Source organism: Reichenbachiella sp. MSK19-1 (assembly GCF_003590315.1).
Lineage (GTDB): Bacteria > Bacteroidota > Bacteroidia > Cytophagales > Cyclobacteriaceae > Reichenbachiella > Reichenbachiella agariperforans.
This window is the reverse complement of the sequence record NZ_MIER01000002.1, coordinates 1867882-1881398: the sequence shown is the minus strand read 5'-3', so window position 1 is coordinate 1881398 and position 13517 is coordinate 1867882. Positions and strand designations below refer to the sequence as shown.

Sequence of the window (13517 nt, the reverse complement as noted above, 5' to 3'; positions counted from 1 at the left end):
ACGACGGAAGAACCATGTCCGACAGATTCTGGACTTCCTTACACGCCAATCTAATAGGCTTTAACATTGTCGGTTTTATTTTAGGAGCAATTGTCGCATTGTTTCCATATAAACAATTAACGTACAGGAAGAAGTATTTACGCTCTTCATTGTTGACAATCCTAACACTTCAAGTTCTAGTAACTGTTGGACTCATTTTATTGATTCCGTTAATCCTGTTAGGGCTACATTAAGGGAATAAACGATCTACAACATGATCTATATCCCATGGCGGTTTAGCGGTAGATTTGAGTTCTCTGCTTTCTGCCAGCACCGGAAAAATCTCCGATTTTTCACATTGGATGAAAAAGATATGATGAAAAATCGGAGATTTTTCCTGCTTTGAGTCCTACAGGTTATATTGCACCAACGCCACAGGATATAGCTAGGCGTTAGAGTTCATATGAAAATCGGCGAGGACATTTCGGTGCTTTTAGAGAGGATTGAAGTCGAATGATATTGGCTGAAAGTGTGGTTTATCCGAAGGATTAAGTTTTGCTCGTCAGGACTCGTTGAAAGCAGTCTTTCAAAACGTGGACACGTTGACAAAACTTGAGATTGAAGTTAGGCGAAAATCACCACAATTTCAAGGGATAAGCAGTTAAAAAGGCACCTCTCTTCTTCAAAAAGACGATTCATAGCCCCGTCTATAACTCATATTTTTTCAGAACAAAACAGCGAAATGCAGCGGTAGATTCCAATTTTCAAACGAACAATAACACTGCGTATATTTCATTGATTAACTTGTAAACTGTTTTAATTAGATGACTAAATGGTCAGCTTACAAATAATCAACGACGCTAAAGCTAAACATACAGTCGACGTTAGCTGTAATGATGTATGATAAAATCGAGAAATGACATATTAAAACTGAACAACTGTTTCGCAGAGCATTTACTTAGTGTTCAAAAAGCAAAACATGAACCTTCTGAAGAATGGAATGAAGGTGACACAGTTATACTCGATGATTCAGATAAACCTACAGTTCTAACCAAAGAACAAGCTGATAACCTCAATCAAGAAGACCTAGAGCATTACCTAAAAAACAGGGACGATATCACAGTTGAAAAACTTCATGACTGGGATAGTCAAACGACATTAATTTCATCTAAGCAGACTATTAAAGACTACTTTTATGACATAAGTTTTGCACTAATCGAAATAACAAAAGAACATGGAAATCTAATTATCATGGGAGATTGGAACACTCCATGGTTAAATCAAAACAATGATTACCCTCCTGTATTAGAAGCCCTGAATTTTCTAAAAACGAAAATAGATTTTGATTTCAACGGCGGTTTCTATTTGACTCAACATGAAATTAAAGAATTCATTCCACACCTCTTTTGGTTAACAAGGTGTAATGCTAGTTTACCTCAATTCATGATGTCTTTTGAAAAAAGTAAAACGATATTAAATATCTGTAAGAATGGAGTCCTTCATTTTGAATTCTACGATTCAATTGAAAAGCATAAATTTCTACGATTGTTTAAGGATATGAAATTTATCGAGATCAATTCTTGTAATGATCCAATCGATTTCGATAAAATGGGCGAACGTCAAATTGTTGCAGATAACTAAAATGACAATACAACTAGAAAGTTGGAAGCTATTAAAAGTAAAAACACAGCTAACAAGGGCTATAACACCATGTCGTGTCGGTGGGTTACGATAGATTTGTAGTTACCTGATAGCCCGCGAATTCTCTGAATTCGCCTAGTGTGAAAAAGAAATTACTATGCGAATTCAAAGAATTCGCTACTTAGATAAACGAAACGAAATACGAACTTAAACACGCCACGGTGCATAGCCAGAGCGTTAGAGTTCATATGAAAATTGGCGAGGACATTTCGGTGCTTTTAGAGAGGATTGAAGTCGAATGATATTGGCTGAAAGTGTGGTTTATCCGAAGGATTAAGTTTTGCTCGTCAGGACTCGTTGAAAGCAGTCTTTCAAAACGTGGACACGTTGACAAAACTTGAGATTGAAGTTAGGCGAAAATCACCACAATTTCAAGGGATAAGCAGTTAAAAAGGCACCTCTCTTCTTCAAAAGACGATTCATAGCCCCGTCTAAAACTCATATTTTTTCAGAACAAAACAGCGAAATGCAGCGGTAGATTCCAATTTTCAAACGAACAATAACACTGCGTATATTTCATTGATTAACTTGTAAGCTGTTTTAATTAGATGACTAAATGGTCAGCTTACAAATAATCAACGACGCTAAAGCTAAACATACAGTCGACGTTGAGCGCAATTGGCGCAACTCGAATCTTATTATGAACTATCCAACTTTATCTCTTGTCATTAACTTCGGGTTAATTCTAACCTTTGCATTCCTACTGCTTCGATACAACAATTTTAAGTATGTTACTTTTCTGCTGATTGCGATTGGACTTGCTTACTATGGATATACTGAACGACTGAACCCCGAACTTCAACAAACAAGAGGTCACGCCAGTAATTACTTTTACTTACCCATACTAATGCTCCTCTATTGGCAAATATTTCGAGCCGTTTACAAAGTGTTCTATAAACAGGAACCATCAATCACTTGGCCTGGAGCAACAACCAAGAGCATGGACATTTTGAACGAACGGAGAATAACGTATGGGGACGGATTCTTTACAATTGGAATATTTGTAGCCCCAATCCTAACCGTAATCCTGTTGGGTTAACGATTAAAACTGCGCTCAACAGACGCTGATCGGGCATATGTTTTAGTGCTTTCTGGCTGGTTTCAGTGCAACTCGACCGTGAATCTGCCGCTGAGAAATGGCAGTGCTTTCTACTTACTTCTGCTCGCAGGATTTTTTAGACTTTCAGAACGCAGTGCCATTTGGAACCGTTGTGAGCTTCGGCAGATTTCACTAGATTCGTGCTATTCACAAGCTGCGGACATACGCCCGATAGCTGTGCGTTATGCATCAGTTAACTAACAATTGTCTCCATGGATAAGCTGTTTGAACACTATCTCAAACTTTACTCTTTTTTCTTAACAACGAACAAACGAACAGCAAAGGGCACCTACAAAGACTATGCAAAGAACTTATCATTTACCAATTGCTTCATAACCATCTTTGCCTGGTCTACAATGACGCTTTTTATTCTGTACTATATTGTTCATCTAACAGGCATTAACATTGGAACAACAATCCTTAACTCCACATTCCTTATCATCGGCGGACTAACCTCAGTATTGGCTATCAATTTTAGAAATAAATACATCGAAACTATCAACCAACTAAATCAGGACCCTGCAAAATCTAACCTTGACACAGTAACCTTAACTCTCATTCAAATTGGATCTGGAGCTTTACCATTTATAATCGTATCAATACTTTACCCACTCATTTTAGATCAACCCTTAAACTGGTAACAAAACGAAAGAGATGCATAACAAGCTGTATAGGTTATGCCCATGATGACTTACCGAGTCAATGCAAGAAGGCGCTCCACCGATTCGATCGGAAGCAGTAGAATACCGAGGAATGGGCAGACTGTAGCCGAAGCATTCTCGGATGAACAGAATTCCAGAAGGCCGAGGTTGGCTGTGTAGATCGTATCGGTTACTTTAGTGCTTTTAAGAGACTCTAGGGGCACAAACCCATACAGAGTCGTTGGGCTCCATGTCCAAATATTTTTTGTTTCATGAATAATGTTACCATCATTTTGGCTAGAAAGATTGATCAATGGTTTGTAAAAGATTGATCCGAAAAGCGTGAATAATCTTATACTTCTAAGAATTACCAATTGCATTTAAGACAATCATTGTTTTGTCAATTGATCGATAACCACTTCTGAATCTGAAACGATAGTGTCCGCTTATCCGAATTCTCTTTGGTACTTGTTCCTTTCAAAACTTTTACGCTTTCTAATATCCCCCCTGCTTCCAGCCGAGGTTGAGCTCAAGGCTGTGGCTGTTTAATATTTGATTGTCACTTGGATGGAAAGTTTTGAAAGGTTAGTGGTGCTCCATTTACGTTCTTCACTCTTTGCACCCCTCCCACTTTGTGGCTACTTCTTCTCTCGCGTGGGCGATTCCGAATGACAGTTGTGGCTCATGTGAATTCTGTATCTGAATCATTCCTACTTACGTGGACAATTTGTTAATGTAAGATCAATACTAATGTAAAGTCAATGGTTTGTACCATGAATAAAACGTAGCCCAACAAGTTGTATGAATCCATAGCTGCTGCAGCGGTTAGGAAAGTGTGGTAGGTATCTGATAAAACGCCAAACCTGTGCTCTGTCTTGCTACGAGGTAAGTTACAAGCCAAATCACAGATTTGGCTTTGTGGTAAATCGATATTACATTGGCATCAAATACGCTACGTATCATACAAGTGGCGTTATCGAGAATGCCTTTACAAAGATGAAAATAGAATTTGAGCTTAAAGAAGGTGATTTGTTGAATTACAATCTATACATCAACAAAGCACGATCTAAGAAAAATAGAATCGCAACGTTTGTGATTTTGGGAATACTCGGAATTTTTATACTGTCTTTTATTTATGACCAATTTCAACAGGGCATGTCAGTTCAATTTGTTGGTTTAATGGCATTTGTAATGTTGCTTTCATTTTTTGTAACACGAAAGATCAGAAACCCAATTGGAACAGCTGTAAAGAATTCTATAAAGAACAACCCAGAGTTAATTGGTAGTCGAGCCATAGAACTTACCCCCATAGAACTAATTTATGCAACGCCAACAATTGAATCTAAACATGCAATATCATCATTCATTCGACTTGAAGAATCAGATGAACATTTATACCTTTTCAACGGTGAAATGACAGCAGTAATTATTCCAAGAACTGCATTTGAAACAGTAAGTCAATACGAAGAATTTAAGGAGACAATCGAAAAATCTCGATAACAAGGTGTAGGCACGAATGCCCATGTGAGCTTTCCGAATCAATGCCAGAATCAGCACCACCGCTCCACGCGGAATCTCTAGAATACCGAGAACGCCTGTCAGCCGACAGGCTGGCATTCGTGGTTTCCGTAGCAGTCCAAATCTGGGCTAATGGCTAAACAAGCTTTTGTGGTTGTGCGCGGATCGGCTATCTTTCTGCTTTAATCAAACTGTGAGGGCACATCGTCCTACACAGACGTTAGAGTTCATATGAAAATCGGCGAGGACATTTCGGTGCTTTTAGAGAGGATTGAAGTCGAATGATATTGGCTGAAAGTGTGGTTTGTCCGAAGGATTAAGTTTTGCTCGTCAGGACTCGTTGAAAGCAGTCTTTCAAAACGTGGACACGTTGACAAAACTTGAGATTGAAGTTAGGCGAAAATCACCACAATTTCAAGGTATAAGCAGTTAAAAAGGCACCTCTCTTCTTCAAAAAGACGATTCATAGCCCTGTCTATAACTCATATTTTTCAGAACAAAACAGCGAAATGCAGCGGTAGATTCCAATTTTCAAACGAACAATAACACTGCGTATATTTCATTGATTAACTTGTAAGCTGTTTTAATTAGATGACTGAATGGCCAGCTTACAAATAATCAACGACGCTAAAGCTAAACATACAGTCGACGTTAGCTACAATATCCAATCTATGCGTCTAATTTACCCCCTCATATTTCTATTGCTAGTATCATGCAGCTTCGAAAACGAATCCTATCTTGAAGGAATAGAGGCTTTTGAAAGGAATGATTTTGAACTTGCGATAAATAAGTTTACGATAGCCTTATCTGAAGAACCAAACAATAAAAGTTTCTTAATGGCTCGTAGCATGGCTTATACATTTTTTTCAAAGTTTGAACTTGCAGAAAATGATATTAAGGATATTCTTAAAAATGTTGACAAACATGATTCGATTGGGTTTTCGGCGGTTCTTGTTAACTGGAGTGTTATAAAAACGCATCAAAATCAACTAGATTCAGCACAAGTACTTTGTGAATCAGCGCTATTGTATAATCCTTCAAATGATCAAGCATTAGATAACCTTGGCAACGCTCAGTTCAGAAATGGAAATATTCACGCTGCAGTTCAATATCATCTTCGAGCGATCGAAGCAAACAGTGAAAATTATAAAGCCCATTACAATATCGCAAGCATGTATAAAAAACTAAACGAAAATGAAAAGGCTCTTATTCATGCAGACATATGTATCGATATCAAACCGAATTACATTGAAAGCTATTTACTTCGTTACAACATACATCGCAATATGAGAAATATGAATTTGGCATGTAAAGACCTTAAAAAAGCCTATGAAGCAGGTCATCCCGAGGGGATAAAATATTACGAATCAACATGCGAATGAAATGTAGCTAACAAACGCTAATTACGCCATGGTGCATTCTGCTAGTTTAAACGGCTCTGCTTTCTACCTGCACCGGAAAATCTTCGATTTTCCTCACTGAATCAAAAAAAGGTAGCGATCAAAATCGAAGATTTTCCTACATTGTAACCGAAACAAAACTACACGTCAAGCACCACAGCGGATAGCGAGACGTTGTGCGTCATGAGCGCCTGAACGAAACATTTCATGAAAGAACTCACTTGGAAACTTATAATCCCACTAACAATACTTTCATTCCCAACCTTCACTTTAGATTGGAATATTAAGACTTCCGAAGGGTTTAACTATGTTTTAAGTGGATTTCCTTTACCCTTTCACGAAGATTGCCTTCACACTTCGCTTTGTTCTCAAGTTTATATTCTTCCATTTCTGGCCAATTTTTTAATAATCTTCTTTGCCTGGTATCTTCTGATATTCGCTGTGAATAGACTCACCAATCTCACGATGAACAACTGGTTAACTGGACTACTTCTAAGCCTTTCGGGGTTAACCGCTATTCTTGCAGTTTATTGGGCTATTGCTAGTCCTGATGATATCTACAGTTTAACTAGGCCAATAGACTTTAAGGTGATTGATACTTCCTTCAGATTTTTCTAACAACTGCGATTGTGAACGAACAGACTAGCTAGATGTAATAGACGCACAACATAGTGTAGGCACGAATGCCCATGCGAGCTTTCCGAATCAATGCCAGAATCAGCACCACCGCTCCTCGCGGAATCTCCAGCATACCGATAACGCATTCGTGGTTTCCTTGGCGATCTAAACTTGGGCTAATGGCTAAACAAGCTTTTGTGGTTGTGCGCGGATCGGCTATCTTTCTACTTTAATCAAGCTGTGAGGGCACATCGTCCTACACAGGCGTTAGAGTTCATATGAAAATCGGCGAGGACATTTCGGTGCTTTTAGAGAGGATTGAAGTCGAATGATATTGGCTGAAAGTGTGGTTTATCCGAAGGATTAAGTTTTGCTCGTCAGGACTCGTTGAAAGCAGTCTTTCAAAACGTGGACACGTTGACAAAACTTGAGATTGAAGTTAGGCGAAAATCACCACAATTTCAAGGGATAAGCAGTTAAAAAGGCACCTCTCTTCTTCAAAAGACGATTCATAGCCCCGTCTAAAACTCATATTTTTTCAGAACAAAACAGCGAAATGCAGCGGTAGATTCCAATTTTCAAACGAACAATAACACTGCGTATATTTCATTGATTAACTTGTAAGCTGTTTTAATTAGATGACTAAATGGTCAGCTTACAAATAATCAACGACGCTAAAGCTAAACATACAGTCGACGTTAGCTACAACAAAGGATGACAAAAAAGGATTTTGAAGGCTTAAGTAATTACGATATAGTTCTTTCTGTTATAGAAAAGAACAACCCTGAAACGATTACCAGTAATAAAACCATAGCAAAACGATATGAACTTTGTGAAATTATTAACAGGATCGAATTCACTTTTGAAAATTATGGCGTCATCAATTTCTTTATCGACTATGGTGATGAAATAAGTGATTTAAAACGGCTTTTATCTTTATTAGAAGAGTTCAACGAAGTGGAAATTATTCAAACTATCAAAAGAACAATTAACTTTTATGAAGAGAACAAAGAACAGTTCGAGTATTTAAGAAATGCTCCGCAAGATTTCGAACAGGTATATGAATCACTTCATACAACATACATTAACTTGGACAAACCTATATCTGGTTCTGATTACAGCGTACCTCTTCATTTAGCTATTGAAAATCTAGCGGGCTACATAAAGGATAATCCAACAGAATTCTTTTTAAACTAATATTAACCTATGGGAACAAGTAATACCATTCTCTCAATAGCTCAAGTTCAGGATGACGAAAGTTTTATCTCTTATTTAGCCACACTGGATTCTTTTGAAATTCCTAATCCTACCTATAGAGAAGAGAATTCAAGAAACCCAACCCTTGATGAAATCTACAATAGTTGTAAAGAATCTGGAATTAGAATAATTCACGAAAGAACTTCTAAAGATGAAATAGCGGAAAGAGAAGGAAATGATATTACGATTCACAGTTTAGAAATTGAGGATGCAGAATCGGAATACCCTGAAGATTTAACAGTTAAATATGAAAGTCACTCTAAAGGCTCTTCGGTAACTAGTATCGGTGGAGTAAAAACGCACTCTAGAATACTAATTAAACTAGTAACACAACTAACTAGATATTGTGGTTCCATGTACATCATTAACCCGTATGAATCATTCTTTATTAGGAAGGGAACAACATACGATGAAATCGTAGCAAAACTAAATGAAAAAAGTAGCTAACATGTTGTATGATGTCATAGCTAGTTCGAATGTTATCATAGCTTCGGTACTACTCGGACGCCCCGTCAATCCTGCGGACTGACTAGCTTCTCTGGAAAAATTTAGCAAGTCAATCCGCAGGATTGACTATGTAGACAAACGTTAACTATATTACAATAAAAACGCTACGATCACATACAAGAAGCGTTGTGTGTAATTAGAAAATGAAACTATGGACCTACTAAAACTATCAATCGAATGGGCAAAAGCTGAAGTATTCTCAACACGATTCTTTATTTTCTTCTCGATTGGATTTTTAATCGCAAGTGTTGGATTTTGGCAACTAGGAAAAACAGATTTAGCAAAGGCATATGTCATTCCAACGTTAGTGGCAGGTATATTACTATTAATAATTGGTATCGGGACTAACTACACTAATATTCAAAGAGTTAAACAATTTGAAAAGGATTATAATACCGACAATATTGCCTTTTATAAATCCGAAGTTGAACGTTCTGAAAGTACCGTAAAGCAATTTATAGTTGTTTTTAAAGTAGTTCCATTATTAATTATCGTAGCAGCATTGATAATACTGTTTGTTAACACACCAACTTGGAGAGCAATTAGTGTTACAGCCCTTTCAATGTTCATTGTCATTTTATTAATTGACGGAAACGCACAATCAAGAATTGAGAACTACCACAAAGAATTGAAATTATTAGAATTAAAAAATGAATAAAAAATAACTACACACAACATAAGCTATAACACATAATGCCCTGCCTCCACTACATTGGTTTAATAATTTAATTTCGTTACGGCAGGACACAACGTGTCATAGCCGAAACGTTGTATGCCATGTGTGTAGCGTAAAAACCCACCGCACATTTTAGCACATTCGGTTTTTGCCACGGCACAACCCTACCCCAAAAAACCAAAAGAGCTAAAATCTTCCCATGCTCAGTGCAATGTGATAATATATCTCGTTTTTCAGTGAATACTCTCACATTTATTCTACATTTATATTTTTGAAACGAAAACAGAATGAATCGCATCAAGGAAGTATTAGAAGAACAAGGAAGAAGTCAGAAATGGTTAGCTAATCAGATAAGCAAAAGCTATAATATGGTGAACGCCTATGTGCAGAACAGACAACAACCAAGACTTGAAACATTAAGTGAAATAGCTCAAATACTAGATGTCGATATAAAAGATTTGATTATAAGCACCAAAGGTCATGAATAAACCGATTGATAGCGTCAAATTGAAGTTGCTTTTAATGACCAATAAGTAAAAACAGATTATGAAAATAGAATTCAAAACAGGAGAGAATGAATTCGTTCTACTAACTGTATTTCGAAAAACCTCAGGAGAAGATCATTTTGAATTAATGACTGAAGAAAATGAGTCATGGATGGAATTGATTTTGGAGAATAACTCATTTGTTATTCAAAGACAGGATGAACGTATTAAGGAAACGGAAGAAGATACTCGAACTAAACTAAATCAATTAGTACTTGAGGTAATTGAGGCGGAGCAGTCAGGCACGGACATTAACGCAACAGACTCACTTCAAACGATTCAACCTTTTGATCCTGAAGATATCAAGGTTCACGCAAAGCAGTTCAGTTTAAGGTTAATATCTGATATGATAGATGACAAGGACATTGATCTTTCTCCAGATTTTCAACGAAACTTAGTGTGGAACAATTTTCAAAAGTCACGATTAATTGAGTCTATCCTTTTGAGAATTCCGTTACCCATGTTCTACTTTTCTGAAGATGATGAAGGTCGAATTACAATAGTGGATGGTCTTCAAAGAATTTCTACCATCAAAGACTTTATGGACAATAAGTTTCGCTTAAGAAACTTGGAATATTTGCAAGACAGTTGTGACGGCCGCTATTTCAAAGATGAGGGGAGCAAGAAAGGACTTGATGCTAAATATTTGCGTTGGTTTAATCAAACTCAATTTTCTGTTAATGTTATTGACCCTTCCTCTCCATCAAAAGTCAAATATGACATTTTTAGACGGATTAACACTGGTGGCAAACCACTAAACAATCAGGAAATTAGGAATTGTCTTGCTGGAACTGGGCTTAGAGATACCTTGAGAAAAATGACAGAACTGGAAGAATTTCGTTCTGCTACCGACTATAGTATCAGATCAACCCGAATGGAAGATCAAGAGGTGGCACTTCGTTTCATTCTATTCAGTAAGTATTTGGAACAAGATAACATTTCGGATTATAATGGCTCAATGGACAATGCTCTTGATTCTTTAACAGAAACATTGTATAAAACACCTCAGTCAGAATTAGAACACTATGTGGACCTGTTTAGAACGTCTATGCTAAATGCCAAATACTTATTGGGAGAGAAGCATGCCTTTCGAAAAATTAGACGAGTTGACATCGAGCCAGATGCTTATAAGCAACTCATCAATAAAGCACTTTTTGTTTCCCTATCTGTAATTCTTTCGCCCTACAATCATGCTTTGATACGATCAAAAAACGAGGAGTTAAAGCTGTTGGAGCCCTTGGCAAGTGAGATAGAAGATGATAAAACATTTCTAAATTATCTATCATACGGAACGAATGGACGAAGTAATATTATATATGCTTTTGAAAAAGTTCAACAATTAGTTAGCAATAACCTCACACTTCAATAATGGAAAAGCTGCTAATACGTAATTTCAAATGTTTTCAGGGAGTCGAAGTTAATTTAAACCGACTTACCGTATTTGCTGGCGCAAATGGTAATGGAAAAAGCACGGCCATCCAAGCTTTACTTTTTTTAAGAAGAACCATTGAGCACTGTTCAAAATGGGTAAATAACAGATATGATTACTCTGAAACTAACGGTCTTAAGGTTGAACTGAACGGGTCGTATTGTTTGGCTTTTGGGGACAGTTCTAGCATCAGTAATCGGGGAACGGAAGAAATCATTACGCAATTGGGGATTCAGAATGATTCTGGCCAATTTCAAGTCACCTATGAAATTGAACCTTCAAAACTTTGGCTTGAACCAACAGCAGTAGAGGGAAGTGATTACTTCGAAGGTTCAGGATTATTCTTTCAGGAATTTTATTACTTGAATGCTGAGAGAATTGGCCCAAGAATTAGTCAAAAGATCCAATTCTATGACTATCCAAACACAGGCTATCAAGGGGAATTTGTGGCTCAATTAATTGGCGACACTGAATTTTCTTACAAATATCAGGTTCCCAGCACAAGAAGGTGTGAAGGATTTAATAGTCCCCGCCTTGAACAACAAGTAAATGCTTGGCTTGATTACTTAATGCCTAGCGTATCTATATCCGCTAAATATGACACCTCAACAGGAACGGCTCAAATCAGAGTTGAGAATCACTTTACTAAAGGTAACTCAATTACTGCCCCAAATATTGGTTTTGGAATTAGTTATGTATTGCCCATTCTAGTAACCGGATTGATTGCTAAGGAAGGTAGGTTTATGATTGTTGAAAACCCAGAAGCCCACTTACATCCATCTGCTCAATCCAAAATGGGTCATTTCTTGGGAGTAATGGCAAATTCAGGTATTAACATCATTGTAGAGACACATAGTGATCATGTGATCAACGGAATTCAATTGGCTACAGCTAAAAATGCTATAAAGCATCAAGACATATCCATAAATTATTTTTCAAAGGAAAATAAAACTCAAAAAGAGTTGGATACCGACAAAGTCAATAAGATTCAACAACAGCCACTAGTAAAAACTATAAATCTTAATGAAAAAGGTGAATTATCTGAGTGGCCTTCTGGTTTCTTTGATCAGACACAACTAGACTATGCTAATCTAGTAAAACTGAGAAGAAATGTTTAATTACTATTTATCCAGAATAGGGTTTTCAAATGCTTCGTCTAATCAAATTGAAAACTGCCTAGTTTTATTAAATCAATTAGTAATTGAAGACTCAAAAGGTGAAGATTCATTTTTAAAAAATGAATCTATATGGGATTTTGAGACACCCGAAGGCTCCTTTGGGGAAGTAGTTTTTTCGAAATTTAATGATATTCAATTTAGTTCCACAGTTTTACCCAAACTCATAGAATCTGTTAAATCAATTAAAGAAGAATTTAGGACTTTAGATGAATTTGATAATTCATCTTATAAAATCTATAATGCCTTTTATGGGGCATGTTTTCATACCGACCCTAACGAGAGACATATATGTAACAAAACAGAATATCGGAATTTTAGAGATAAGTATTTATGGGAATTAACACCAGATACTTTTTGGGAAAGAAGAGAACTATTGTTTTCAAAGGTTATTTTTTGTCCATCAGTTGAATTTGACATAAAGCTTATTGGCAGTACATATTTATCTCAAATAAAACAGAAAATTGTAGAATTAGATCAATACATAAACCTTCATTGGAAAAGTGGAGAGTTCAGTTATAAAGATGCTAATTCAAGTTCCGCTTTGAACATATCTCCAGAGTCCAAAAAAACAATGGAACAAGAAAAATATTATAATCAACGCTTATTCTCAACGCCAGATGGAAGAAGATTATGCTTTGAACTACATATAAAAACAGGTAATCTAAGATTTCATTTTTATCCAGAAAACGGAAAAATTTATATAGGCTACATTGGTAAACATCTTGACACGGATAAATTCAATTAGAAACTGATGGATAAGTATGCATACAGATAAATTAATACTATCCCTTCTCAGACATACACATTGCCAAGTCGCTCAAGGCAGCCACACAAACCAAAACTCGTCAAAGAGTATGTCTGCCCTCGGCACGGTGGCAAACCGAAACAGCCAGTTACAAAAGAAAAAATGGCACGGCATACAACATGGGCTAAGAAAACATAGGGGTTCGGTGGTATTCAGAAGTTCAG

10 protein-coding genes are annotated in these 13517 nt (G+C 36.8%); all 10 read left to right on the top strand.

The window, feature by feature from the left end; genetic code table 11:
- Positions 1-879 precede the first annotated feature (879 nt).
- The 10 genes from BGP76_RS07755 to BGP76_RS07690 all read left to right on the top strand — a co-directional run bounded on the left by BGP76_RS07755 (position 880) and on the right by BGP76_RS07690 (position 13293).
- On the top strand, positions 880-1620 hold the full coding sequence (locus BGP76_RS07755) for a hypothetical protein (RefSeq protein ID WP_119844197.1): 741 nt from the start codon (positions 880-882) through the stop codon (positions 1618-1620).
- 2796 nt (positions 1621-4416) lie between these two features.
- On the top strand, positions 4417-4920 hold the full coding sequence (locus BGP76_RS07735) for a YcxB family protein (protein ID WP_147407409.1): 504 nt from the start codon (positions 4417-4419) through the stop codon (positions 4918-4920).
- A gap of 617 nt (positions 4921-5537) precedes the next feature.
- On the top strand, positions 5538-6320 hold the full coding sequence (locus BGP76_RS07730; protein ID WP_119844192.1) for a tetratricopeptide repeat protein: 783 nt from the start codon (positions 5538-5540) through the stop codon (positions 6318-6320).
- Between the two features lie 1350 nt (positions 6321-7670).
- The gene (locus BGP76_RS07720) at positions 7671-8153 is read left to right on the top strand and encodes a hypothetical protein (protein ID WP_119844190.1); all 483 of its coding nucleotides are present in this window, start codon (positions 7671-7673) and stop codon (positions 8151-8153) included.
- 9 nt (positions 8154-8162) lie between these two features.
- Positions 8163-8660, top strand: coding sequence for a hypothetical protein (locus BGP76_RS07715; protein WP_119844189.1), 498 nt, complete (start codon positions 8163-8165; stop codon positions 8658-8660).
- 211 nt (positions 8661-8871) lie between these two features.
- Positions 8872-9378, top strand: a complete 507-nt coding sequence (locus BGP76_RS07710; protein WP_119844188.1) for a hypothetical protein — start codon at positions 8872-8874, stop codon at positions 9376-9378.
- A 305-nt stretch (positions 9379-9683) separates the two neighbouring features.
- Positions 9684-9884: a helix-turn-helix transcriptional regulator gene (locus BGP76_RS07705; protein ID WP_119844187.1), complete on the top strand. Its 201-nt coding sequence runs from the start codon at positions 9684-9686 to the stop codon at positions 9882-9884.
- A 58-nt stretch (positions 9885-9942) separates the two neighbouring features.
- The gene (locus tag BGP76_RS07700) at positions 9943-11310 is read left to right on the top strand and encodes a DUF262 domain-containing protein (protein ID WP_119844186.1); all 1368 of its coding nucleotides are present in this window, start codon (positions 9943-9945) and stop codon (positions 11308-11310) included.
- Complete coding sequence (locus BGP76_RS07695) at positions 11310-12488, top strand: DUF3696 domain-containing protein (protein ID WP_119844185.1); 1179 nt, start codon at positions 11310-11312, stop codon at positions 12486-12488. The genes BGP76_RS07700 and BGP76_RS07695 overlap by 1 nt, the downstream gene beginning before the upstream one ends.
- Positions 12481-13293: a hypothetical protein gene (locus BGP76_RS07690; RefSeq protein ID WP_119844184.1), complete on the top strand. Its 813-nt coding sequence runs from the start codon at positions 12481-12483 to the stop codon at positions 13291-13293. The genes BGP76_RS07695 and BGP76_RS07690 overlap by 8 nt, the downstream gene beginning before the upstream one ends.
- Positions 13294-13517: the final 224 nt, after the last annotated feature.

What these genes read in the sequence shown, in the direction of transcription:
- BGP76_RS07695 (WP_119844185.1), top strand. Translation starts at nt 11,310, where the DNA reads ATGGAAAAGCTGCTAATACGTAATTTCAAATGTTTTCAGGGAGTCGAA.
- BGP76_RS07735 (WP_147407409.1), top strand. Translation starts at nt 4,417, where the DNA reads ATGAAAATAGAATTTGAGCTTAAAGAAGGTGATTTGTTGAATTACAAT.
- BGP76_RS07730 (WP_119844192.1), top strand. Translation starts at nt 5,538, where the DNA reads ATGGCCAGCTTACAAATAATCAACGACGCTAAAGCTAAACATACAGTC.
- BGP76_RS07710 (WP_119844188.1), top strand. Translation starts at nt 8,872, where the DNA reads ATGGACCTACTAAAACTATCAATCGAATGGGCAAAAGCTGAAGTATTC.
- BGP76_RS07715 (WP_119844189.1), top strand. Translation starts at nt 8,163, where the DNA reads ATGGGAACAAGTAATACCATTCTCTCAATAGCTCAAGTTCAGGATGAC.
- BGP76_RS07755 (WP_119844197.1), top strand. Translation starts at nt 880, where the DNA reads ATGATAAAATCGAGAAATGACATATTAAAACTGAACAACTGTTTCGCA.
- BGP76_RS07720 (WP_119844190.1), top strand. Translation starts at nt 7,671, where the DNA reads ATGACAAAAAAGGATTTTGAAGGCTTAAGTAATTACGATATAGTTCTT.
- BGP76_RS07690 (WP_119844184.1), top strand. Translation starts at nt 12,481, where the DNA reads ATGTTTAATTACTATTTATCCAGAATAGGGTTTTCAAATGCTTCGTCT.
- BGP76_RS07700 (WP_119844186.1), top strand. Translation starts at nt 9,943, where the DNA reads ATGAAAATAGAATTCAAAACAGGAGAGAATGAATTCGTTCTACTAACT.
- BGP76_RS07705 (WP_119844187.1), top strand. Translation starts at nt 9,684, where the DNA reads ATGAATCGCATCAAGGAAGTATTAGAAGAACAAGGAAGAAGTCAGAAA.